The organism is Stecheria intestinalis, from assembly GCF_009696165.1.
Taxonomy (GTDB): domain Bacteria; phylum Bacillota_I; class Bacilli_A; order Erysipelotrichales; family Erysipelotrichaceae; genus Bulleidia; species Bulleidia intestinalis.
In genome coordinates this window covers 142,504-163,890 of the sequence record NZ_VUMN01000001.1, presented here as the reverse complement: position 1 = coordinate 163,890, position 21,387 = coordinate 142,504, and the positions used below count along the sequence as shown (strand labels likewise).

The 21,387-nt window shown below is 52.2% G+C and carries 22 protein-coding genes; 5 read left to right on the top strand and 17 right to left on the bottom strand.

All coding sequences use genetic code 11. From position 1 onward, the window contains the following. Positions 1-14 precede the first annotated feature (14 nt). Positions 15-734, bottom strand: a complete 720-nt coding sequence (locus tag FYJ51_RS00800) for a hypothetical protein (RefSeq protein WP_154502180.1) — start codon at positions 732-734, stop codon at positions 15-17. Between the two features lie 85 nt (positions 735-819). Between FYJ51_RS00800 and FYJ51_RS00795 the strand changes: the two genes are divergently transcribed. After that, on the top strand, positions 820-1,383 hold the full coding sequence (locus FYJ51_RS00795; RefSeq protein WP_154502177.1) for an SOS response-associated peptidase family protein: 564 nt from the start codon (positions 820-822) through the stop codon (positions 1,381-1,383). On the opposite strand, the gene ruvB is transcribed toward FYJ51_RS00795, so the two are convergent. From ruvB to rplU, 6 genes are all read right to left on the bottom strand, one after another. Further along, on the bottom strand, positions 1,380-2,402 hold the full coding sequence (ruvB, locus tag FYJ51_RS00790) for a Holliday junction branch migration DNA helicase RuvB (RefSeq protein WP_105303711.1): 1,023 nt from the start codon (positions 2,400-2,402) through the stop codon (positions 1,380-1,382). The two genes, FYJ51_RS00795 and ruvB, sit on opposite strands and share 4 nt — an antisense overlap. A gap of 11 nt (positions 2,403-2,413) precedes the next feature. After that, positions 2,414-3,001: a Holliday junction branch migration protein RuvA gene (gene ruvA, locus FYJ51_RS00785; protein WP_105303710.1), complete on the bottom strand. Its 588-nt coding sequence runs from the start codon at positions 2,999-3,001 to the stop codon at positions 2,414-2,416. An 8-nt stretch (positions 3,002-3,009) separates the two neighbouring features. Next, positions 3,010-4,281 (bottom strand): GTPase ObgE, encoded by a 1,272-nt coding sequence (gene obgE, locus FYJ51_RS00780; protein WP_154502174.1) that lies wholly within the window; start codon positions 4,279-4,281, stop codon positions 3,010-3,012. 121 nt (positions 4,282-4,402) lie between these two features. Continuing rightward, the gene (gene rpmA / locus FYJ51_RS00775) at positions 4,403-4,687 is read right to left on the bottom strand and encodes a 50S ribosomal protein L27 (RefSeq protein ID WP_105303708.1); all 285 of its coding nucleotides are present in this window, start codon (positions 4,685-4,687) and stop codon (positions 4,403-4,405) included. A 4-nt stretch (positions 4,688-4,691) separates the two neighbouring features. After that, the gene (locus FYJ51_RS00770) at positions 4,692-5,003 is read right to left on the bottom strand and encodes a ribosomal-processing cysteine protease Prp (RefSeq protein WP_154502171.1); all 312 of its coding nucleotides are present in this window, start codon (positions 5,001-5,003) and stop codon (positions 4,692-4,694) included. Between the two features lies 1 nt (position 5,004). Next, positions 5,005-5,316 carry a 50S ribosomal protein L21 gene (gene rplU / locus FYJ51_RS00765; protein ID WP_105303706.1) on the bottom strand — a complete coding sequence of 104 codons (312 nt, stop codon included), beginning with the start codon at positions 5,314-5,316 and terminating at the stop codon, positions 5,005-5,007. Between the two features lie 227 nt (positions 5,317-5,543). Between rplU and FYJ51_RS00760 the strand changes: the two genes are divergently transcribed. After that, positions 5,544-6,965: an aminotransferase class I/II-fold pyridoxal phosphate-dependent enzyme gene (locus FYJ51_RS00760; RefSeq protein WP_205946089.1), complete on the top strand. Its 1,422-nt coding sequence runs from the start codon at positions 5,544-5,546 to the stop codon at positions 6,963-6,965. 33 nt (positions 6,966-6,998) lie between these two features. Here the strand turns inward: FYJ51_RS00760 and scfB are convergent, their stop codons facing one another. Both scfB and scfA read right to left on the bottom strand, forming a co-directional pair. After that, entirely contained in the window at positions 6,999-8,453 is a 1,455-nt protein-coding gene (gene scfB, locus FYJ51_RS00755; protein WP_105303704.1) for a thioether cross-link-forming SCIFF peptide maturase, read from the bottom strand. 80 nt (positions 8,454-8,533) lie between these two features. Beyond that, positions 8,534-8,680: a six-cysteine ranthipeptide SCIFF gene (gene scfA, locus FYJ51_RS00750; protein ID WP_105303703.1), complete on the bottom strand. Its 147-nt coding sequence runs from the start codon at positions 8,678-8,680 to the stop codon at positions 8,534-8,536. A gap of 282 nt (positions 8,681-8,962) precedes the next feature. Here scfA and FYJ51_RS00745 point away from each other — a divergent pair, with 282 nt between their 5' ends. Together FYJ51_RS00745 and FYJ51_RS00740 are read left to right on the top strand one after the other, a co-directional pair. Then, complete coding sequence (locus FYJ51_RS00745; RefSeq protein WP_105303702.1) at positions 8,963-9,220, top strand: hypothetical protein; 258 nt, start codon at positions 8,963-8,965, stop codon at positions 9,218-9,220. A gap of 208 nt (positions 9,221-9,428) precedes the next feature. Then, positions 9,429-10,454 (top strand): IS1/IS1595 family N-terminal zinc-binding domain-containing protein, encoded by a 1,026-nt coding sequence (locus tag FYJ51_RS00740; RefSeq protein ID WP_154502165.1) that lies wholly within the window; start codon positions 9,429-9,431, stop codon positions 10,452-10,454. Positions 10,455-10,499: 45 nt separating this feature from the next. Here FYJ51_RS00740 and FYJ51_RS00735 read toward each other — a convergent pair whose 3' ends face one another. The 4 genes from FYJ51_RS00735 to FYJ51_RS00720 are packed head-to-tail and all read right to left on the bottom strand — an operon-like array spanning position 10,500 to position 16,379. Next, positions 10,500-11,162: a tRNA1(Val) (adenine(37)-N6)-methyltransferase gene (locus FYJ51_RS00735; RefSeq protein ID WP_205946088.1), complete on the bottom strand. Its 663-nt coding sequence runs from the start codon at positions 11,160-11,162 to the stop codon at positions 10,500-10,502. Then, positions 11,152-12,639, bottom strand: a complete 1,488-nt coding sequence (locus FYJ51_RS00730; protein WP_154502159.1) for a sensor histidine kinase — start codon at positions 12,637-12,639, stop codon at positions 11,152-11,154. The genes FYJ51_RS00735 and FYJ51_RS00730 overlap by 11 nt, the downstream gene beginning before the upstream one ends. Then, positions 12,629-13,297, bottom strand: coding sequence for a response regulator transcription factor (locus tag FYJ51_RS00725; protein ID WP_105303699.1), 669 nt, complete (start codon positions 13,295-13,297; stop codon positions 12,629-12,631). The genes FYJ51_RS00730 and FYJ51_RS00725 overlap by 11 nt, the downstream gene beginning before the upstream one ends. After that, positions 13,275-16,379, bottom strand: a complete 3,105-nt coding sequence (locus FYJ51_RS00720; protein ID WP_154502156.1) for a DNA polymerase III subunit alpha — start codon at positions 16,377-16,379, stop codon at positions 13,275-13,277. The genes FYJ51_RS00725 and FYJ51_RS00720 overlap by 23 nt, the downstream gene beginning before the upstream one ends. 78 nt (positions 16,380-16,457) lie before the next feature. Here FYJ51_RS00720 and FYJ51_RS00715 point away from each other — a divergent pair, with 78 nt between their 5' ends. Beyond that, entirely contained in the window at positions 16,458-17,306 is an 849-nt protein-coding gene (locus tag FYJ51_RS00715) for a DegV family protein (RefSeq protein WP_205946087.1), read from the top strand. A 66-nt stretch (positions 17,307-17,372) separates the two neighbouring features. Here FYJ51_RS00715 and FYJ51_RS00710 read toward each other — a convergent pair whose 3' ends face one another. From FYJ51_RS00710 to FYJ51_RS00695, 4 genes are read right to left on the bottom strand one after another with little or no spacing between them, the layout of a single operon-like run. Then, entirely contained in the window at positions 17,373-18,368 is a 996-nt protein-coding gene (locus tag FYJ51_RS00710) for an NAD(P)H-dependent glycerol-3-phosphate dehydrogenase (protein ID WP_154502150.1), read from the bottom strand. Further along, positions 18,365-19,681, bottom strand: a complete 1,317-nt coding sequence (gene der, locus FYJ51_RS00705; RefSeq protein WP_154502147.1) for a ribosome biogenesis GTPase Der — start codon at positions 19,679-19,681, stop codon at positions 18,365-18,367. The genes FYJ51_RS00710 and der overlap by 4 nt, the downstream gene beginning before the upstream one ends. After that, complete coding sequence (cmk, locus tag FYJ51_RS00700) at positions 19,678-20,355, bottom strand: (d)CMP kinase (protein WP_154502145.1); 678 nt, start codon at positions 20,353-20,355, stop codon at positions 19,678-19,680. The genes der and cmk overlap by 4 nt, the downstream gene beginning before the upstream one ends. After that, positions 20,355-21,311 (bottom strand): hypothetical protein, encoded by a 957-nt coding sequence (locus FYJ51_RS00695; RefSeq protein ID WP_154502142.1) that lies wholly within the window; start codon positions 21,309-21,311, stop codon positions 20,355-20,357. The genes cmk and FYJ51_RS00695 overlap by 1 nt, the downstream gene beginning before the upstream one ends. Positions 21,312-21,387: the final 76 nt, after the last annotated feature.

Genomic DNA, 21,387 nt, shown 5'->3' with positions numbered 1-21,387 from the left:
TGCGGCGGAAGAACCTACTTGTTCCGCTCTTTGCTGCCTGTATTATACCTGTGCCTCCTGCGCTTTTCAATTTGTTTTTCAGAAGGTACCGTTTCTTCTTGTTCCAGCGCTTCGTTTTCTGCTTTCAGCACGGCCAGCCGTTCTGCCAGCGCCTTCTGCTCGGCGGCTTTCTGCTTTGCCTCTTCCTCTGCTGCGAATTCTTCCGGCGTGATCAGGGTCACTTGAGAAAGATCAATGGACTCCTGAACCTCAGCAGGTTTCTGTTCGGCTGGTTTCTTCTCCGGTGTCTTCTTCCGCTTCTTCGGTTTCTGCCGTTTCTTCTTTTCTTCAGCTGCAGTTTTCTCCTGCTCAGAAACTGCCGGCATCAGGGCAGTATCATCAATGCCGTTCTTCTTCTCCATCTCTCTCAGCATGCGAGTTTCAGGTTCTTCCCGGGGAGTGCCTGGCTTTCTTGGCTCTATGTCTTCTGCACCATTGTCCGGCACGAGAAAGTCTTCGCGGAACCAGCGTTCTTTCATGTCCTGATTGATGATGTGAGAGGTAAGTTTCTCATCTGCCAGCAGCAGCACGATCACTGCAGCCAGATATGCATAAGGGVAGACTTCCAGAATCATGAACACGATATCGACCAGGAGATACCCGATCGCAAATAATCCGAGATATAAGAACAGCACAGCCGCAAAATATCTGCGCTTCATGCGGCCAAGCTGGCTGCGGGGATTCTTTTTCTGCATGTGCTCATTTTATCCTAACGTATTTTTCCCTTCAATCCCGGGTTCCGGATGCACTTCTGTTTGAGGTCTGCTGTAAACTGAACGTATGTGTGGAAGATATCAGTTCTATGATCAGCGCAATGAAGAACTGCGCAGGATGATCGACACCGTGAAGCAGCAGATGCCGGAGCCAAAGTTCCGGAAGCTTTCGCTTTCCGAAGTGTTCCCCGGCCAGACGGTGCTCTCGGAAATATATGATCCATCACAGATGAAATTCCGGGTATGCACGATGACCTGGGGCTATCCGGGAAAAGGAAAGCTCATCATCAACGGCAGATCGGAAACCGCAGATTCTTCCATGTTCTTTGCCGGTTCTTCCCGGTGCATCATTCCGGCTTCCGGATACTATGAATGGACGAAGAACCCCCGGCAGAAGTATTACATCACCAGCAGAGAAGGCATGGCATATCTCGGCGCCTTCTGCCGCAGAGAAGCAGACGGCTGGCGGTTCGTGATCCTGACCGAAGCGGCTGCCGGATACCAGAAAGAGATTCATGACCGCATGCCGCTGATGTTCTCAAAAGAAGATGCGAAGAACTGGCTGAAAAGCAGAGACTATAAAGGGATGCTGAATGCATCCCTGAAGGACCGTATGGCTGTGCCGGTCTAGAATAAGGTTTCCTGCTGGCCTGACATTCTGATGCCGAGGTGCTGATAGGCTTTTTCGGTTGCCTGACGGCCTCTTGACGTGCGGTTGATGAAGCCGATCTGAATCAGATACGGTTCATAGACATCTTCAAGCGTCGTGGTCTCTTCGCTGATGGAATTGGCCAGTGCTTCCAGTCCGACCGGACCGCCATGGAAACGTTCGATGATGCCGCGGAGATAGCGGATATCCACTTCATCGAGACCGAGCGTGTCGATATGGAGCCGATCAAGAGACTCCTGGGCGATCTGTTCGGAGATGACGCCATTGTTCAGCACCTGCGCAAAGTCGCGGATCCGTCTCAGCAGACGATTGGCAATGCGGGGCGTTCCTCTGGAACGGCGGGCAATTTCCGAAACGGCGGCGTCTTCAATGTCGACATTGAAGACTCTCGCTGAACGGCGGATGATCTGGCCGAGCTGCTCGTTCGTGTAATAGTCAAGCTTTGACACGATGCCGAAGCGATCCCGGAGCGGTGCGCTCAGATCGCCGGCTCTTGTCGTGGCCCCGACGAGCGTGAACGGCGGCAGATCCAGCCGCACGCTTCTCGAGGCACCTTCGCCTCCGCCGACCATGACATCGATGCAGAAGTCTTCCATGGCCGGATACAGGATTTCCTCGACGGGCTTGGGCAGTCGATGAATCTCATCGATGAACAGCACATCGCCAGGTTCCAGCACCGACAGGATCGAGGCAAGATCCCCGCCTTTGACAATGCTCGGGCCGCTAGCCGTGACAACATGGGTATGCATCTCATTAGCGAGAATATACGCAAGCGTCGTCTTGCCAAGTCCCGGCGGACCATAAAGCAGCACATGGTCCAGCGACTCATTGCGCTGCAGGGCCGCCTGGATGAATACCTTGAGATTCTTCTTCAGATCATCCTGGCCGATATATTCGTCCAGGGTTTTCGGGCGGATGCTTTCTTCTTCCTCGCCTGCTTCTGCTTCCGCAGACATCAGGCGTTCGGTTTCTTCAGACATGCGTGACCTCCTCAGCGATTCTTCCGCAGGAACTGCAGGCCGATGCGGAGATATTCCTCCGTCGTCTTTCCCGGTTCCTTGGACATATAATCCGCGGCGGCGCTGATCTCATTCGGACGGAAGCCGAAGTTCGCAAGTCCTTCGCAGGCTTCCTGAATCGGCAGCGGCATCGCTGCTCCCCTATCCGGAGATTTCTTCGTTTCCGCAGGCACAAGCTTGCCCTTGAGATCGAGCACGATCTGGCTGGCAGTCTTGGCGCCGATGCCGGGCAGCTTCTTCAGTTCTGCAACATTGCCGGTTTCAATCGCCTTGATGATTGAAGCATAGTCCTTCTTTGCCAGCATGTTCATAGCCGTGCGGGGTCCGAGTCCCTTGACCTTGATCAGGCGCAGGAACAGTTCTTTCTCCTCGCGGCTGGAAAAGCCGAACAGGCTCAGTTCCTGTTCGGTGTAATGCAGATAGGTATAGACTTTCACCTCCTCATTCAGATGAATCTGATCGATATGAGGATAAAAGATCTGCCAGCCCATGCCGTCATGATTCAATACGATGCTGTCGGCATTGTAGCTGTCGATGATTCCGTCAATGAATGCGATCATGCGTTCTCCTAATCTCTGAAGTCCATGATATAGCTGCCGACGATGACCTGGTCGCCATTCTCGGCACCAGCATCTCTGAGCGCTTTATCAATGCCCATCTTCTGCAGCGTCGCAGCAAAGGCATAGGTATCTTCTTCTTTGTTGAAATCCACCGTATCAGCCAGCCGGTCGACTTGGTCGCTCTGCACTTTCCACTTCCGGTTGCCGAGATTGATGATCTCGAAGTCCGGACGTTTCGGAGTATAGCGATATACGACGACTTCTTCTTTCGGCGTGTTCTCCGCTTCCTCTTTTCTTGCTTCAGAGATCGCATCCATCGCTGCATAGAGCACCGCATCCAGACCTTCATGCTTCATCGTGCTCGTCTCATAGATCTTCAGATCCGGATGAGCTGCCTTGAACTTCTTCAGGTTCTCAGAAGCCCCTTCAGCATCCATCTTGTTGGCAACGATGATCTGCGGCCTCTTTGCAAGCTCCCCATCATAGGACGCAAGTTCCTGGTTAATGATCACGTAATCCTCCAGCGGATCACGCTCCTCGCCGCTCATGTCAAGCACATGAATCAGCACCCGGCAGCGGCGGATATGCCTCAGGAACTCGTCGCCGAGTCCCTTCCCTTCGGCAGCACCTTCAATCAGACCCGGCATATCTGCCAGGACGAAAGATCTGCCGTCTTTCAGATTCACGACTCCGATATTCGGCTCCAGCGTTGTGAAAGGGTATGCGGCAATCTGCGGACGGGCTGCTGTCACAACAGATAAGAACGTGGACTTTCCGACCGAAGGAAATCCGATCAGGCCCGCATCTGCCAGAAGTCTCAGTTCCAGCTGAAGCTCGAAGCTCTGGCCGGTTTCGCCAGGCTGGGCATATTCCGGTGCATCATTTCTGGCCGTTGCGAAATGTGCATTGCCAAGACCGCCTTTTCCGCCTTTGGCAATGAGCACGATCTGATGAGGCTTCACGAGATCGGCCATCAGATCGCCATTCTTCGCATTGCGCACCATCGTGCCAAGCGGTACTTTGATGATCACATCATCGCCATCTGCACCATGCATCTTCTTGATGAGACCAGGGGCACCATTTCCTGCTTTCACCGATTTCGTATAACGCAGTTTTGTCAGGGTAGTCTCATTGGTATCTACTTCAATATAGACGTTTCCGCCTTTGCCGCCGTCGCCGCCGAACGGGCCGCCGTTGGCATAGAATTTCTCATGTCTCCAGGCAACGCAGCCCTTGCCGCCGTCGCCTGCCTTCACGCGGATTCTGATCAGGTCAATCATTCTGTCAGGCCTCCTCTATCCCGTATTATACAGGTTTTCTTTCAAATTCCCTGCGGTTCCTCTTTCCCCGCAAAAAAGAGAGCATCGCTGCTCTCTTCCATGATTGCTTCAGACGCCAAGCTCATGCCTGCGGATAAACCGAGACCTGCTTCTTGTCTTTGCCGAGACGCTCGTACTTCACGACACCGGAAGCCGTAGCGAACAGCGTATCGTCGCCGCCTCTGCCTACGTTCTTGCCCGGGTAGATCTTCGTGCCTCTCTGGCGGTAGATGATGGAACCTGCAGAGCAGTACTGTCCATCTGCAACCTTTGCACCGAGTCTGCGGCCTGCAGAATCACGGCCGTTCTTTGTGGAAGAAACACCTTTCTTCGATGCAAAGAACTGAATATCAAGTGTGAACTTCATGGAATTACACCTCCGTTTTTTCAATTCTGACGTACTTCTGATTTGTTTCTTCGATTGTCTGCAGCTGGATGAGACCGGTCTTCAGAATCGTTTCTGTCGTCTGATCCGGTGTCACCGTGCGGATTTCAATCAGATTGTCTTCCAGCTTCAGATCTGCATCGGAGCCTAAGAGATCCAGTGCATTCAGAAGCCCGAAAGAGACTGCGCTGACTGCTGCACACACCAGATCTTCTCCTTTCTCAGCCGATCCGGAATGTCCGGTCACTGAGAGAGATAGAATCTCAGATCCATGCAGAGAAGCGCGGATGCGGATCATCTCAGCCCTCGATTGCTTCGATGGTCAGCTTGGTATACGGCTGACGGTGACCCTGACGAGCGCGGGTAGAACCCTTCTTAGCCTTGTACTTGAAGATGCGGATCTTCTTTTCCTTGCCCTGCTTTTCTACCTTTGCCGTAACCTTTGCACCCTCTACATACGGAGTGCCGATCTTGGTTGCTGCATCGCTGATGAGGCAGACCTTGTCGAAGACAACTTCGGATCCCGGCTCTGCATCGAGCTTCTCAACATAGATGACCTGATCCTTTTCTACCTTTACCTGCTTACCGCCTGTTTCGATAATTGCGTACATTCAATACACCTCCTGTCATTATCTTAAGACGCGCCATGGAGGGGACGTTTCCGTGCTTGACCCTGTTCTGAGCGGTTACAGACCTCCGGCAAGAGGACTGATAACAGCAGTATATTAGCAGGTTCAGTTCTCCCGGTCAATGAAAAAGTCAATGAAAGCAGGATAGAATGCGCCCTTCTGCAGGATTCCATCTTCTGCCTCTGTTTATCCTTTATAATACTCCCTGTATGAAGAAGATCACGAACTATCCCAGCGGATATCTGGAATTCCAGCTGCAGAAATATTCAGAAAGCGGTCAGATCCCTTTCCATATGCCAGGCCATAAGCGGCAGGTTTCTTCCACGCATGCGATTGATTTTTCGCTGGACTTCACGGAAGTTCCGGGAACGGATGATCTGCACCACGCTTCCGGAATTCTGAAAGACGCCATGTCCCGGACTGCTGATCTGTATGATTCTGAGCATACCTGGTATCTCGTCAACGGCAGCACGTGCGGCAACCTGGCCGGTATCTTTGCGATGACCAAAGAAGGCGGCGAAGTGATCGCTGCCCGCAACTGCCATCGATCGGTCTATCATGCCATGCAGTTAAGAAATCTGAAGGTTCACTGGATCATGCCTGCCTATCTTCCGGAGTATGAGATCTATGGCTCGGTTTCTCCTTCTGACGTGAAGAAGGCCCTGGAGACTTATCCGGAATCGGAGGCGGTCATTCTGACCAGTCCGACTTATGAAGGCGTGCTCAGCGATATCCATGCCATTGCAGAGATTGCGCACAGCCATCGCATTCCCCTGTTTGTCGATGAAGCCCATGGAGCCCATCTGTTCCTGAAGGGATTTCCGCAGGGAGCAGTGAAGGCGGGTGCAGATGTCGTCGTGCAGAGTCCGCATAAGACGCTCTTCAGTGCGACGCAGAGCGCCTGGATGCACCTGGACGGAGCCCTCGTAAAAGCAGAAGAGATCGAGAAGCAGCTCGGCATCTTCGAGACTTCTTCTCCTTCCTATCCGCTGATGATGAGTCTCGACGGATGCACTGCGATGTGGGCTGCTGAGAAGAAGGAATATGCGAAAACCTGGCTCCAGAATATTCATCTCTTTGAAGACCTGACGTCTTCCCTGAAGCACATCCGGATTCTCCAGCATCCTGCTATCCAAGATCAGCTTGGCATCTTTGCCTATGATCCCGGCAAGATTCTGATCCAGACACCGGTTAGCGGCGCAGAATTTCTGACATATCTCCACGATGCTTATCACTGCACCCTGGAAATGGCAGAAGGTCATCATGTGCTGGCCATGACCAGCGCTGCTGATGACCCGGAAGATCTCAGAATTCTTGCAGAGGCTCTGAACGAAGCCGATGGAAAGATGGAAGACCCGAGAAGGTTCGATCCCCTGCCGATCACCCTTCCGGAAGCACGCATGAGCATTCATGATGCGATTGAAGCAGAACATGACACCATTCCTCTGCAGGAATCAAAGGGCAGAACAGCTGGGGAGTATCTCTTTCTCTATCCGCCCGGAATTCCGCTGATCGTGCCCGGTGAAATCATTTCTGAAGATCAGCTAAGCATGCTTGAAGAAAAAGCCGAAGAAAGATATGAAATCAGGTCCAGCGAATCGGAACCGGGGTTCATAAAAACATGCCGATGAAGGCATGTTTTCTTCTGAAATCGGATAATGCTTTCAGCATCTTGCGGAAGGTTCGCAGTTCTCTTCGCAGTCTTCGCTGCATGAGGAGGTTTCTGCTTTCTTCTTTGCTGATCTGATCTGCGGATCCATAGCTTCTGCAACCTTGATCATGATCGCGCACTCAATCCGCTTGCGGAAGATTCTGCATCCGTAATCATAGGTACCATGAATGTCGCCGGTCGCATGATAGGCATTGGCAGCGCAGCCGCCGGAGCAGTACAGCTTCGCCCAGCAGTTCGCACAGTCGGGACGGGCATAGACATTGCACTGGCGGAATTCCTCGCGCAGAGCCTGATTCGTGATGCCATGATAGATATCGCCGAGGCGGTATGCCTCATCGCCGACGAACTGATGGCATGGATAAAGATCGCCCCAGGCAGTGACGGCGACATATTCCGTTCCGGAACCGCATCCGGAGATGCGCTTGTAGATGCATGGTCCGTGCTCGAGGTTGATCATGTAGTGATAGAACACGATCGGGTGTCCTTCCTTCTCCCTGCGGATCATATCCTTGGCAAGGATCTCATACTGATCAAACAGGACCGGGAGATCTTCTTCGGTCAAAGCTGAGGGGCTGGACGGATCGGTGACAACCGGTTCCATCGAAAGCTCATCGAAGCCGAGATCATCTGCCATATGGAAGATATCTTTCGTGAAGTCCGTATTGTAGTGCGTGAACGTGCCGCGCATATAGTAATTCTGATCTCCGCGGGCTTTCACGAATTTCTGGAAGTTCGGGACAATCCGGTCATAGCTTCCCTTTCCGCTTGCATCGACGCGGAAGCGGTCATTGACTTCCTTGCGTCCATCAAGCGAAAGCACGACGTTATAGCATTCCTTGTTAGCCCATTCGATGACTTCATCGTTCAGATTGACGCCGTTGGTTGTCAGCGTGAAGCGAAAGTTCTTGTTCTTTTCCTTCTCGATGCTGCGGGCATAAGCTACCAGCTGTCTGCAGACATCGAAGTTGACGAGAGGTTCGCCGCCGAAGAAGTCCACTTCCAGATTTCTTCTTGTACCGGAATGTTCAACGAGGAAGTCGAGTGCACGTTTTCCGGTCTCGAAGTCCATCAGTCCGGATTTGCCATGGAATTTTCCCTGGGAAGCAAAGCAGTAGGAACAGTTCAGATTGCACGTATGGGCAACGAGCAGGCACATGGCTTTGATCACGTCGCTGCGATTCTTGAGAGCCGGCGCGAGACTGCTGAACGAGTCTTCCGTGAAGAGCTTGCCCGCCTTGATCAGGCTGTCAATATCGGAAAAGATTTCATCGGCATCTGCATCGCTGAGATGATATTTCTCCTGAATGATCTTCGCTGCGTCTGCCTGGTTCTTTCCCTGATCAAGCATGGCGATAGCATCATAGGTTGCATCATCGGTCACATGGACGCTTGCACTGTAGGTATCCAGGACGATGTTGTAGCCATTCATTTTATACTGGTGGATCATGTTTCCCTCCCTATCAGCAAAGAACCGGAACGCTGTTCAGTGTTCCGGTCGCCTGCTGGTTCTGTTTCAGAATATCCTGATTAAGCCTGCTTGTTTTCACAGCTCTGGTTAGCAATGCCGCAGCTTGTCTTGCAGGCACTCTGGCAGGAAGTCTGGCATTCGCCGCATCCGCCCTTTTCAGCGCTGTTCTTCATGTCGCGGGTATCTAATGTCACAATGTGCTTCATATGATCTCCTCCTTCTCTGAATCATACTGCTGAATCAACCGCAGAAGATCAGAATCCCTTCCGCGCAGAGCGTAGGCGTTCTGAAATCTTATCAATATCTTATTAGCGGGTCATGCAGTTGTCAAGAAACACCAAGGATCCAGGTTATTCCTGAAAACACGCAGATATGCTTGTCATTTCACGGAATCTGTATATTTCCCTCCGTTACTTCAGAGAGTAAAGTAAGGAATTGTAAAAGGTACCGGGAAGTGCCTGAAAGAACAGAAGAAGGAGAGCAGAACTATGATGAAATCCAAGTATGGCATCAACCTCGCAGAAGATGAACAGCCGTTCTATTTTGCCTGGGACGCAGACAAGAAGCACATTCAGCTGATTGACAACGGTGTACGTGTTCAGGAGTTCATTGACGGCAAATGGGTCGACGTCGAGAATGAAACCCTCGGCCGCTGGGATCAGAAGGATATCACGAAGGAAGAATTCGACAAGGTCACAGGCGGCGTGATGCCAGATGTTGATCCGAAGGATGTCATCCCGCTCTGAGTTTTCTGAGAATGACACGATGCAGCGAAAGCTGCATTTTTTTATAAAATCGTCATTTGCACCAGGGTGGTAAATTCCCGTCAGTCTTCTGGAAATAGACTATAATTCCTATGTCCGAGAAAGCGACATCAGGAAGTTTCCAGGAACCGATTGGCGCTGACTTGGCGGTTTCGTCATTCGGCTCCTGGAAGCTCCAAACCGCCAACAAATGAATCATGATGATAAGGATGCGTGGGGTCATTCCCTGCGTACGCTTTCATGGGATAAAGACCCGGATATTTCGAAATCCCAGAAGCTGATTTCAGATACCGTGCATGAATGGTATGATGCAAAGCATCCTCCTGTCCGAAGATCTGAAGTTCAGTTTCTGAACTCTCTTCCAGTCAGTCATTGCCTGATCTGCGGATCCGAGCATTTTATCAGGTACGGCTTCTATAAAGACGGAACAAAGTGCTATCGCTGTATAAGCTGCGGCCATAAGTTCAGTGTTCTTACAGGGACAATCTTTCAGGATCGGAAGATTCCGATTTCAGAGTGGATTGAATATCTTCTTTATCTGTTTGAATTCCATTCCATCAGAACTGCAGCACGCGATAACAGAAATGCAGAGAGCACAGGCAGATACTGGTTAATCAAGGTATTTGCTGTACTTGAAGGAATACAGTCTGAGGTAATGCTGGAAGGAAACATCTACTTTGACGAGATGTTCTTTCCGGTAATCAAGCACGAAACAGAAATCGTGGATGGGAAGAAGCTAAGAGGCATTTCTCGTAACAAAATCTGTGTCGCAGCTGCTTATGATGATCATGGGCATATGTATCTGGCCGTAGAGGGAACCTCAAAGCCATCCAGAAAGACAACATGGGAAGCTCTCGGAAAACATATCAAGCGTGGATCAAAACTGATTCATGATGGAGATAATTCGCAGGGAATACTTGTCGAACGACTCCATCTGACAGAAGAAGTGCATACTACGAGTGAGACCAAAGGATTATCGGACAAAGACAATCCTCTTGATCCGATTAACAATCTGCATTCACTGGCAAAGCAATATATGCGTGCACATGGCGGTTATGACAGGGACAATCTTCAGGACTGGATGAATCTGATCTGGTTTGTTCTGTCAGAGCCTAGTAATCGATATGAGAAGGTCGACCTTTTCATCAGACGGGCAATAATGTCTCCACATGTGGTGAAATTCAGAGATGCGATGTCAAAAAAGTCCGCTGATTAAGCCTATTGGCACCACCCTGCTGCAAATACGGATTTTTTTTTATTTTCAGAAGCTTGTTCTGTCATCCAGCCATGCGGGTGATTCAATGGAGAGCTGCGGAGCAGTTCCCTTGCGGAATTCCAGCAGAACCGTTCTTGCCCTGCCGCCGGCATGATCATAGGCAATCCGCATCCTGGAAGGATGGAAATGATTTCCTTCCGCAAGCCGGAACAGTTCGGGCAGGCGCTCGGAGCGATGGACGAGAAAGAATGTGCCATGGTCTCTGGTCAGCCTTGATGCATGGAGAAACAGATCTTCCAGCGGAAGAAAGGATTCGTGTCTGGCGGCAGAGCGGATCGGATCCTCATTCTTCAGATCCGGATCTGCGGTCCGGAAATATGGCGGATTGGAAATCACGACATCAAACGGATCATGCTGATAGTCCTGAACTCGCACGGCGCTCAGCTCTGCATGCATGCCGGCATGCTTCAGATTCTCTGAAGCAGCTTCGAGGACTTCCGGAAAAAGATCGATGCCATAAAGAGCTGAGGGCTCATGCATGCCGGCATACATCAGCAATGCGCCGGTATGCGTGCCGATATCGAGGACCGTGTCTTTATGGCGGATCTTCAGAAAGCGGCCGAGCAGTTCCGTATCGCTGTTCATGTGATACATGCCTTCAGGCTGAATCAGCGAATAGGGAGTTCCTGGCAGGTAGTCAGGCTTCATGGGCTGGCTCCTCCAGGTCTTCCGGCTCATGCGGCTGAGGCAGTTCGAACCAGAACATCGAGCCTTTTCCGACTTCTGATACCACGCCATAGCGGGCATGATGCGTATCGAGGATTGCCTTGACAATTGCCAGTCCGAGACCAGTGCTGGTCATCGAGCGGCTGAAGGAACGGCTGCTCTTCTGGTAGCGGTCCCAGATATACGGAAGCTCTTCTTTCGAGATGCCTTCGCCTTCATCGATGACTTCGACCCTGGCAGTTTCTTCATCCGAGAGACGCCATGCCTTGATCGTGATGGTCTTTCCCTCCGAACTATGCTTGATCGCATTGGACAGGAAGTTATGGATGACCTGCGTGATCTTGATCTCATCGCCGTATACGATCAGGCTCTCGGGAATATCGGTGACGACATTCAGCTTGCCTTCTTCAATCATGACCTGATTGAGCTTGACGACATTGAGAATCACCTGGGACAGATCGAAATTCGACTGCTTCAGAACATAGTTGCCGGACTGCATCTTCGACAGCTCACTCATATCGACCACCAGCTTGTTCAGATAATCTGCTTCCTCGATGATGACATCGAGATGCTCCGTGCGCTTAGCCGGGTTGTCGCCGGATACATCGCGGACCATCTCGGCATAAGCACGGATGCTGGTGAGCGGCGTCTTGATATCATGCGAAACGTTGGCAATCAGGTCCTTGCGGAGCTCATCGATCTTCGAGAGTTTCTCGGTAGCGCCATTCAGGGTTTCGGCAAGATCTTTCGTCTCCGTGAAGCGGCCGCCGTTGAACTTGACGCTGTAGTCTGCTTTGGCCAGACGGTCGGCGGATTTGCGGATGTTCACGATCGGCTTGGTCAGGCGGCTGGAGATGAAGATCGAGATGATCGAAGCGACGATGATCACGAAGAACGTATACAGCAGATACTGCTGGCTGAAGAAGTTCACGATGGAGTCTACCGGCTCCAGCGGAGAATTGACGAACAGATACAGGTTCAGAAGATTGGAGCTGATCTTCTTTCCGTAGACGACCATTTCCTGGCTTGTCCGGTTGTTCGTGAGATTCAGCGAGACTTCTCCGTTATTCTCATTGACCAGATTCTTCAGGGCATTGCCATCGCGGAAATTGATGCTGGCAGACGTGCTGCTGGAGCTGGACGCATGAAAAACACAGCCTGAACCCAGGCTGTCAGCGTCATAGATCATCCTTCCTTCTTCATTGTAGATCGCTACGCACACATTGTTGTCCACCGTGACCTGGAATGCTCTGGAAACGGCCGAAGAACTGCCGTTCTGATTCACGATGTAATCTGCGATCTGCGTGCTGATCTCTCGGACGGTCGCCGCCTTGTTGTTGCGGTAGTACGGCTTGATCAGAAGAACCTGAAGCGTGCCGAGCAGCCCCATGACGATCACTGCGAATAAGACGAATGACATCCAGATATTGAATGTGATTCCGTGTCTGTCAAGCTTCAAATTTGTATCCCATACCTCTCACTGTGACAATATGATCGCGATAGGGACCAAGGTTGTGGCGCAGCATCTTGATATGCGTATCCACTGTCCGGTCATCCCCGAAATAATCATAGTTCCATACTTCTTCCAGCAGCTGATTGCGGCTGATGGCCATGTTCTTATGGCTCACCATATACAGCAGAAGATCAATCTCCTTCGGCGTCAGGTTCGCTTTCTGCCCATCGACCGTCACGCTTCTTCCGCCCACATCAATCACGAGGCCGCCGTTGTCGAGCCGCAGCACTTCTGTCTCATTCTTGCGGGAGCGGTCAAGCACGACTTTGACTCTGGCCATAAGCTCCTTAGGCGAAAAGGGTTTCACGACATAATCATCCACGCCCAGTTCAAACCCGAACAGCTTGTCATATTCTTCCTGTCTCGCACTCAGCATGATGACCGGAATATTCCGGATCTTCTTGATCTGCTTGCAGGCGCTGAATCCGTCAAGTTTCGGCATCATGATATCCAGTATCACGCAGTCATAATCCTTTTCGCGGATCATGTCGATTGCCTGCATCCCGTCTTCGGCTTCGTCTGCCTCGTATCCATTCAGCAATGCATATTCCCGGATGACTTCCCGGATATTCTTCTCATCATCAACGATCAGTAGTTTTGCCATAGTTCAGAGATCCTCCGGAAGATTTCTGCTGCAGAAAGGAGATGCGTTCTGCAATGCAGGAATCATCTTGTGCTATTTTACCATGAATCAGAATGTACGCACCCTTCGCGAGCTGATTCTGCACCTTGGAATACAGGCGCGGCATGACTGCCATATCCATCTCTCCGGTTTCATCGCTCACCTTCAGGAATGCCATCATGTCTCCGCGTCTGGTCCGGTAAGGGCGGACTCCGGCTACCTGCACGAAGGTATCAAACTCGCCTGGCGTGCCGCGGACGGAGATGATCGAAGGCAGTGTAATTCCTGCCTGCTTCCGGACATTGACAATCGGATGCGGACCAAGCGAAAAGCCCAGGGCGCTGATCTCCCGTTCCCTGATCTCTTCCGGAACATCTTTTCTGCGTACCGGAACAGGCTTCGAGACTAACGACATGTTCAGAACCATCTGTCCGTTTTTCTGCACCTGCACGAGTTCAGCATAATTCAGCGCATCATCCAGAGCAGTGCGCATGGTCGTCCGGCTCAATCCGAAACAGTCAAGTGCCCCGGCATCGATCATCGTCTCCATGGAACCGCGGTCGATGCGGAGCAGAGAAATTCTTGCGATGAAGTCGAAGAAGTCCTCGAACTGCCCCTTTTCCCGCTCTTCTCTGATCAGGCGGGCAGTATTTCTGCCGATGCCCTTGATGATGGAAAGCGGAAACAGCAGTCTTCCCGGAAGCTCCCGGCAGGTTTCATTGCTGTACATCACATTCGGTGCTTCGACCTGAATATTTCTTCTTCTGCATTCATCCGCGTAGCGGGCTGTCTTGTCCGAATCGCCGATCACAGAATCAAACAATGCGCAGTAGAAATGCAGCGGATATTCTGCCTTGAGCCAGGCTTCCTGATAGGCAATCAGAGCATATGCGACCGCATGCGATTTATTGAAGCCGTAGCCGCCGAACTTCTGAATCAAGGCAAAGAGCGATTCGGCTTCCTGCTCGGTGTGTCCTTTCTTCTTTGCCCCGCGGATAAATTCCTGCTTCAGCGCAGCCAGTTCGGATTCTTTCTTCTTGGACATCGCCTTGCGCAGCACGTCTGCCCTTGCCAGAGAGAAGCCGGCATAGACTTCAGCCGTCAGCATCGCCTGTTCCTGATAGATCATGACGCCATACGTCTCTTTCAGAATCGGCTCGAGTTCCAAAGCAGGATAATGGATATTCTCCGGATTCCTCCGGTTCTCGACATACATCGGAATGCTGTCCTTGGAAGCCGGACGGAACAGTGCAAGCGAAGCGGTGATGTCTTCAAAGCGCACCGGCCGGATCTTTCTCAGCAATGCTTTCATACCTTCCGATTCGACCTGGAAAACCCCGAGCGTATCCGCATTGCGGAATACCTGATAAGCCCGGTCATCATCCAGCGGAATCTCATTCAGGCTGAACGACGGATCTTCTTCCCGGACCTTCTTCACGATCTGCTGAATCGTCGTGAGATTCCGGTTTCCGAGAAAGTCCATCTTGATCAGGCCGCGGGCTTCCAGATAGTCCTTGTCATACTGGCTCGTCTTCATATCGCTGTCGACTTTCATCGTCGGAATCACTTCATTCAGCGGCAGCGAAGACATGATGATGCCGGCCGCATGGATGCTCGTATGGCGAGGCAGTCCCTCCAGCTTTGCAGCGATGCAAAACAGGTTCTGGTATTTTTCTTCGGCCTTTACGATTTCCCGCAGGCGGTTATTTTCGGTCAGCGCCTGCTTCAGCGTGATGCCGGGACGATTGGGAATCAGGCGGCTGACGAGATCGATATCCCGCTGATTCATGGCAAGCACTTTGCCGACATCCCGGATCACCTGCTTCGCCCCGAGGGTTCCGAACGTCACGATGTTGGCAATATGGTCATCCCCGTATTTCTTCCGGACATAATCAATGACATCCTGTCTCCGGTTATCCTGGATATCCGTGTCGATATCCGGCATGGATACCCGGTCCGGATTCAGGAATCGTTCAAACAGCAGGTTCCAGCGGATCGGATCAATCATCGTGATGCCGAGGCTGTACGCAACTAAAGAGCCGCAGGCACTGCCTCTGCCCGGACCGACGAAGATGCCTTCTTTCCGGGCATCCCGGATAAAGTCCCAGACAATCAGAAAATAATCTTCGAAATGCATCTTCAGAATCACATCGAGCTCATAGCGCAGCCGGTCATAATAGACCTTATTCTCTGCGCCGTTCAGCCGTTTCTTCAGTCCTGCCAGACAGAGCTGGGTCAGATACTGACCGCTCGTGACACCTTCCGGCACCGGAAACTGCGGAAGACTCGTCTTCTCCAGTTCCAGATCGGCATGGCATCTGGACGCAAGTTCATCGGTGCGTTCCAGTTCCTCTAGCGGATACCGTTCCTCCATCTGTGCTCTGGAAAGATAGGAACGTCCGGTAATCATCGGAAACGAGCGATCCTGGATCGTCCGGTTCTCCTTGATTCCTTTCAGAATCCGGCACAGCTGGGCATCGGATTCTCCGGCATAGAAAATCTTGTTCATCGCAACGGTGCGGATCGAGAGACTTCTGCAGAGTTCCCGCAGCAGTTCATTCTTGATCTTCCAGAGCGAAGATTCCTGATAGGAAATCGCCACATCAAACTCCGGCAGCTCTGCTTTCATCTGCTTCAGGATTTCCAGAGTCCCTTCCCGGTTTCCGGCTATGAGCTCAGAATCCGCAGCCCCGCCCTCGCCATAGGCGATCAGGATATTATGTTCTGCATAGCGATTCAGATCTGCAATGGAAATGGGCTTTCCGGTTTCCATGAGCTGGCTGGAGCATTCCATCAGATGATGAATGCCGATCCGATCTTCCGCCAGCAGGAGAAACGGAACCGTCATGCCATGATAGTCCGTATCGGCCTCCAGACCATAGATCGGCCGGATGCCTTCTTTCGCGCAGGCCGCAGAAAAAGCCGGGAATCCGAACAGGACATTATGGTCAGTCAGCGCAGCATACTGATAGCCCTCTGCCTTCGCTAATGCCGGAATTTCGGAAACCCGCAGCGTGCTTTCGAGCAGCGTGCAGCAGCTTCTTGTAAACAGGTGTACCGTCATCAAGCTCATTCTACCATTTTGCAAATGGATTTACATTTTACTCGCAGACGGTTAGTATTTCAGAAAGAGGTTATGCTCATGAAGATCGCATATATCACAGACAGTGGCAGCGGAAAATCCATCGCAGAATTTGCGAAAGATGGAATTATCAGTGTTCCTCTGCAGATCACCGACGGCACTCTCACCTATCAGGACATGGAAACTCTGAACAAGAATGATGTCGTAAAACTGCTGGAACAGAAGAAAGTCCTCTCGACCTCCCAGCCTTCCCCGGGTCTGATCGAAGAATGCTTCACCTCTCTGAAAGAACAGGGAACCGATCTCGTCATTGCCVTTCCGATCTGCAACGGCCTTTCTGGCACCGGCTCAACCATGAGTGCCATGGCCCGCAGCATGGATCTGCCGATCATCGTCGTCGACACCTACAGTGCCAACGTCATCGAAGACTATCTTGTTCATGCGATCAAGAATGCCTATGACCATGGTGCTTCCGACATGGATGTCAGACTGCTCACAGAGCGGGTCATCGACAGCTGCGAGACGATCGTGATCCCGCAGGATCTCAAGCACTTGGCAAGAAGCGGCCGGCTCACGAACAGCGCCGCCCGCCTGGCAAATCTATTGCGCATCACGCCGATCCTGCATCTGAACAAGGAAACCGGCGGCCGCATCGATACGTATGACAAAGTCATCTCCTTCCGCAAAGCCATGAAGCGCGTCATCGAGCATATGAAGGAAAAGCCGATCGATGAAACATGGTCCATCACGATTGCACACACCAATGCCATCGCAGATGCCGAACTTTTCTATCACCAGATTTCCGAAGCCTTCCCGACCGCAGACATCCAGATCACGCAGGTCTGCAATGTCGTCAGTGCCCAGGCAGGCTTAGGATGCGTATGCCTGCAGTACTTCCAGAAAGCCTGAACACAATTATTAAAAGACACCCGCAGCTTATGCAGAATTCTCTGCACATCCTGCGGGTGTTTCAATTCATGCTTCTTCGCTCTTGAGATCTCTTCTCATCAGATCATCAATCGCATCGGATGGCCTCTTGCCGGCAAACAGGACCTGGTATACCTGGTCCGTGATCGGCATCGAGATGCCTCTCTTTTCTGCCTCTTCATGCACGATGCGGCAGGCAGAGATTCCTTCAACCGTCTTCGTATTCGTCTCGAGGAACGACTTGGCGTCGCCTGCTTTTCCGATTGCATAGCCGGCCATGAAGTTGCGGGAATGGCGGGACGTGCAGGTGACGATCAGGTCTCCCACGCCATCCAGACCGAGATACGTATCTTTCTTTCCGCCGAGCGCAATGCCGAACCGGGACATCTCAGCAAGTCCTCTGGTCATCAGAGCTGCTCTTGCATTATCGCCCTGGCCGATGCCTTCGAGAATGCCGGCAGCGATTGCCATGATATTCTTGACGGCTACTCCGATCTCTGCTCCGATGACATCGGTATTCCGGTATACCCGGAAATAGTGATTGGAGAAGAGCTCCTGGACCTGCTCGGCAGCGGCTTCATCTTCGCTGACCGCATTGATTGCCGTTAACATCCTCAGGATGACTTCTTCGGCATGGCTCGGTCCGATCAGAGAGACCACTGCTCGGCGATCTGCAGCCGGAACGTTTTCTTCAATGACGACGCTCAGCCGCTTATGGCTGACCGGATGGAAGCCTTTTGCCACATTGATGATCAGCACCGGATGATCCAGCACTGCCACGGCTTTCTGCAGCGTTTCCTCAATTGCGATGGAAGGAACTGCCAGCAGAATCAGCTCAGCATCATGAATCACGGAAAGATCCAGGGATGCCTTCAGCTTCTCGCTGATCCGGCACTCGAAGAACTTCGAGTTATGGTGGTTCTCATTGATGTCATGCACTTCATTCGGATTGATGCCCCAGAGCACGACGTCATGGCCATTATCCGCAAGCACCTGGGCAAGGGCAGTTCCCCAGCTGCCGGTTCCGAGCACAGCGCACTTCATTCGGACACCTTCTTTCTCGCAATGATGCGGATCGGGGTTCCTTCAAAATCAAACGCAGCCCGCAGCTGATTCTCGAGAAAGCGCTGATACGTGAAATGCAGCAGCTTCGGATCATTGCACGAGAACACGAAAGTCGGAGGCTGCGCGCTGACCTGGGTCGCATAGTAGATGCGGAACCGCTTGCCATTGCGGGCCGGTGCCGGAGTGGTCACCTGGGTATCCGCAATCACTTCATTCAGCACATTCGTCGCGATGCGGCGGGTGCTGTTCTCATATACCTTCTCCACCATCGGCAGGATCGAATTCACCCGCTGATGCGTCAGAGCAGAGACAAATACGATCGGTGCATACGAGAGATAGACGAACTGCTTGCGGACTTCCTCCGTGAAGGTCGCCATCGTATGTTCATCTTTCGTGACTGCATCCCATTTGTTCACGACGATGATGACCGGCTTGCCTGCTTCGCTTGCATAGCCTGCTACATGTTTGTCCTGCTCGCGGATGCCGAGTTCCCCATCCAGCACGAACAATGCCACATCGCAGCGCTCAATCGCTTCCATCGCTCTCAGCACTGCATACTTCTCGATGGACTCATAGACTTTGCCGCGCTTGCGGATGCCCGCCGTATCGACAATCACGAACGGCTTTCCGTCATAGCGGAACGGCGTATCGACTGCATCTCTGGTCGTGCCCTGCTCATCGGCGACGATGGCCCGGTCTTCATTCAGAATCGCATTGACCAGAGAAGATTTGCCGACATTCGGTTCACCGATCACGGCGATCCGGATGCCTTCCTGGGTTTCTTCCTCTTCCTTCTCCGGAATCTCCTTCATGCATGCGTCCAGCAGATCGCCGATGCCGATGCCATGGACACCGGAAACCGCAATCGGATCTCCGAGTCCGAGCGCATAGAATTCATAGATGCTCGCAATGCGGGAATTGTCATCCACTTTGTTGACGGCCAGGACAACCGGCTTATGGCTGCGCTGCAGCAGACCGGCAATATATTTGTCATCATCGGTCAGACCCGTCTTGCCGGAGCATACCATGACGATCACATCTGCTTCTTCGATGGCTATGGACACCTGAGCCCGGATTTCTTCCTGATACGGCTGATCTTCCAGCTGGATGCCGCCGGTATCAATCACCCGGAACTCTCTTCCGAGCCATTCGCCTTTTGCATAGATACGGTCTCTGGTCACGCCTGGCGTATCTTCGACAATCGAGATTCTCGATCCGGCCAGACGGTTAAAAATCGTCGACTTCCCCACATTCGGCCGGCCGACGATTGCAATGACTCCTGTATGTTTCATGCGTGTTCCTCCTTCAGGAAAGGTTCTGCCATCTTCAGGATCGCATCTGCGGTTTCCTGAATCGAGAGATCTGAAGTATCCAGCACAATCGCATCATCCGCCTTCTTCAGCGGCGAAGACTTCCGGTGCGTATCCTGATAATCCCTTTCCTCGATTTCCTTCTCCACGGTTGCCAGATCAGATTCGGAAATCGCTTCTTCCTGATTCTGACGCAGCCGGCGCAATGCGCGGGCATGCGGGCTTGCCGTCATGAATACTTTGACCTCTGCCTGCGGCAGGACCACGGTGCCGATATCGCGGCCATCCATGATGAAGCCGCCTGCTTCTGCCATCTTCTGCTGACGGGCAACGAGTTCTTTCCGCACTCCGCTCAGCGAAGCCACCTTCGAAGCAGTCATCGATACCTCATCCGCCCGGATCGCATGGCTGACATCCGTTCCGTCAAGAATCACTGTTCCGGCGGGAGTCAGCTCGATCTCGGTTTCCTTCAGCATGTTCACGAGCGCTGCTTCATCCGAAAGGTCAATGCCCTGCTGCAGTGCCTTATATGCCGTGCAGCGGTACATCGCTCCGGTATCGAGATGCACATAGCCCAGCTTTCCGGCCAGGATCTTGGCGATGGAGCTCTTGCCGGCCGCACTCGGTCCGTCAATCGCAATGTTGATCTTCTTCATCAGATGATTCCCCTCGACATCAGAACCCAGTAGATCACGACGCCTAATACCACAACCAGTGCGACGATCAGAACAATCAGAACGATATTCAGCACCCGGTTGGTATGCTTCATCTTGTCGCTGACTTCCGTGAGATTGTCTTCATAATCATCCAGCTGAGCCCGCATCTGCGTCGTCTCATTCAGCAGCTGCTGACGGGCAGTGCGGTCTGCTTCCAGATGATCTCTCGTATTGTCATAACGATCATTGTTCCGCACAGCTGATGGAGCTGGGGAAGAAGGCTGCTGATTCTTCTGGGCATTGCGGATCAGGTTCTGAACCTCTGCCGCAATATCCTCTCTCGTCATCGTGCGGGTATCGCTCAGCGGCGGATTGGCATCATCGGAAAGATAGTCCTCGAAGTCGCTGTCATCCTTCTTCTGGAACGGAATATCCGAAGTCTCCTGCTTCTTCACCGGCTGGGAAGCTGCAGCTGCCTTCGATACGGCGGCCGCATCAAACGGCTGCTGCGCAGGTTCAGACGGATAAGGCTTCGACGGAGCCTGATTCCGGTTCATATTCAGAGACTTCAGGATGTTGAGATCCGTGTTCTGGCTGTAGGCATTGCCCTGGTCCACGTTGTACTGCTTGGCTTCACGGATATATTCATTCAGATATTCGTTATTGAACGCATGCGTGTAATTCTCGTTGCTGTTGAGAAAAGAAGGCTCTGCCGGAGTTTCTGCAGGCTTGGCCGCAGGCTGGGAAACCGGTTCCTGCCTTCTTCTGGCATGGATCGGATCATGATCTGCAGCCGGTGATGCCGGTTCTTCGGGCGCATTGAAATTGCTCGAGTCGATCCGGTTCAGACGCTTCTCATAGCTGCTGAGATCGCGCGTGCTGACACTCGTCTCTGCATCGCTCTGCAGACGGCTGCGGAGTTCTTCATATTTCTGGGTGCGTGAATACTTTGCCATAATTGTTCCTCGTTCAGACAGTCCCCATTATACCATCGAAAAAAGGCCTGTTGCAGGCATTTCACGGCAAGCAGCA

Excerpts from the sequence above, each read along its gene's own strand:
- FYJ51_RS00795 (WP_154502177.1), top strand. The coding sequence starts at position 820 with ATGTGTGGAAGATATCAGTTCTATGATCAGCGCAATGAAGAACTGCGC.
- ruvB (WP_105303711.1), bottom strand. The coding sequence starts at position 2,402 with ATGTCTGAAGAAACCGAACGCCTGATGTCTGCGGAAGCAGAAGCAGGC.
- ruvA (WP_105303710.1), bottom strand. The coding sequence starts at position 3,001 with ATGATCGCATTCATTGACGGAATCATCGACAGCTACAATGCCGACAGC.
- obgE (WP_154502174.1), bottom strand. The coding sequence starts at position 4,281 with ATGATTGACCTGATCAGAATCCGCGTGAAGGCAGGCGACGGCGGCAAG.
- rpmA (WP_105303708.1), bottom strand. The coding sequence starts at position 4,687 with ATGAAGTTCACACTTGATATTCAGTTCTTTGCATCGAAGAAAGGTGTT.
- FYJ51_RS00770 (WP_154502171.1), bottom strand. The coding sequence starts at position 5,003 with ATGATCCGCATCCGCGCTTCTCTGCATGGATCTGAGATTCTATCTCTC.
- rplU (WP_105303706.1), bottom strand. The coding sequence starts at position 5,316 with ATGTACGCAATTATCGAAACAGGCGGTAAGCAGGTAAAGGTAGAAAAG.
- FYJ51_RS00760 (WP_205946089.1), top strand. The coding sequence starts at position 5,544 with ATGAAGAAGATCACGAACTATCCCAGCGGATATCTGGAATTCCAGCTG.
- scfB (WP_105303704.1), bottom strand. The coding sequence starts at position 8,453 with ATGATCCACCAGTATAAAATGAATGGCTACAACATCGTCCTGGATACC.
- scfA (WP_105303703.1), bottom strand. The coding sequence starts at position 8,680 with ATGAAGCACATTGTGACATTAGATACCCGCGACATGAAGAACAGCGCT.
- FYJ51_RS00745 (WP_105303702.1), top strand. The coding sequence starts at position 8,963 with ATGATGAAATCCAAGTATGGCATCAACCTCGCAGAAGATGAACAGCCG.
- FYJ51_RS00740 (WP_154502165.1), top strand. The coding sequence starts at position 9,429 with ATGAATCATGATGATAAGGATGCGTGGGGTCATTCCCTGCGTACGCTT.
- FYJ51_RS00735 (WP_205946088.1), bottom strand. The coding sequence starts at position 11,162 with ATGAAGCCTGACTACCTGCCAGGAACTCCCTATTCGCTGATTCAGCCT.
- FYJ51_RS00725 (WP_105303699.1), bottom strand. The coding sequence starts at position 13,297 with ATGGCAAAACTACTGATCGTTGATGATGAGAAGAATATCCGGGAAGTC.
- FYJ51_RS00720 (WP_154502156.1), bottom strand. The coding sequence starts at position 16,379 with ATGACGGTACACCTGTTTACAAGAAGCTGCTGCACGCTGCTCGAAAGC.
- FYJ51_RS00710 (WP_154502150.1), bottom strand. The coding sequence starts at position 18,368 with ATGAAGTGCGCTGTGCTCGGAACCGGCAGCTGGGGAACTGCCCTTGCC.
- der (WP_154502147.1), bottom strand. The coding sequence starts at position 19,681 with ATGAAACATACAGGAGTCATTGCAATCGTCGGCCGGCCGAATGTGGGG.
- cmk (WP_154502145.1), bottom strand. The coding sequence starts at position 20,355 with ATGAAGAAGATCAACATTGCGATTGACGGACCGAGTGCGGCCGGCAAG.
- FYJ51_RS00695 (WP_154502142.1), bottom strand. The coding sequence starts at position 21,311 with ATGGCAAAGTATTCACGCACCCAGAAATATGAAGAACTCCGCAGCCGT.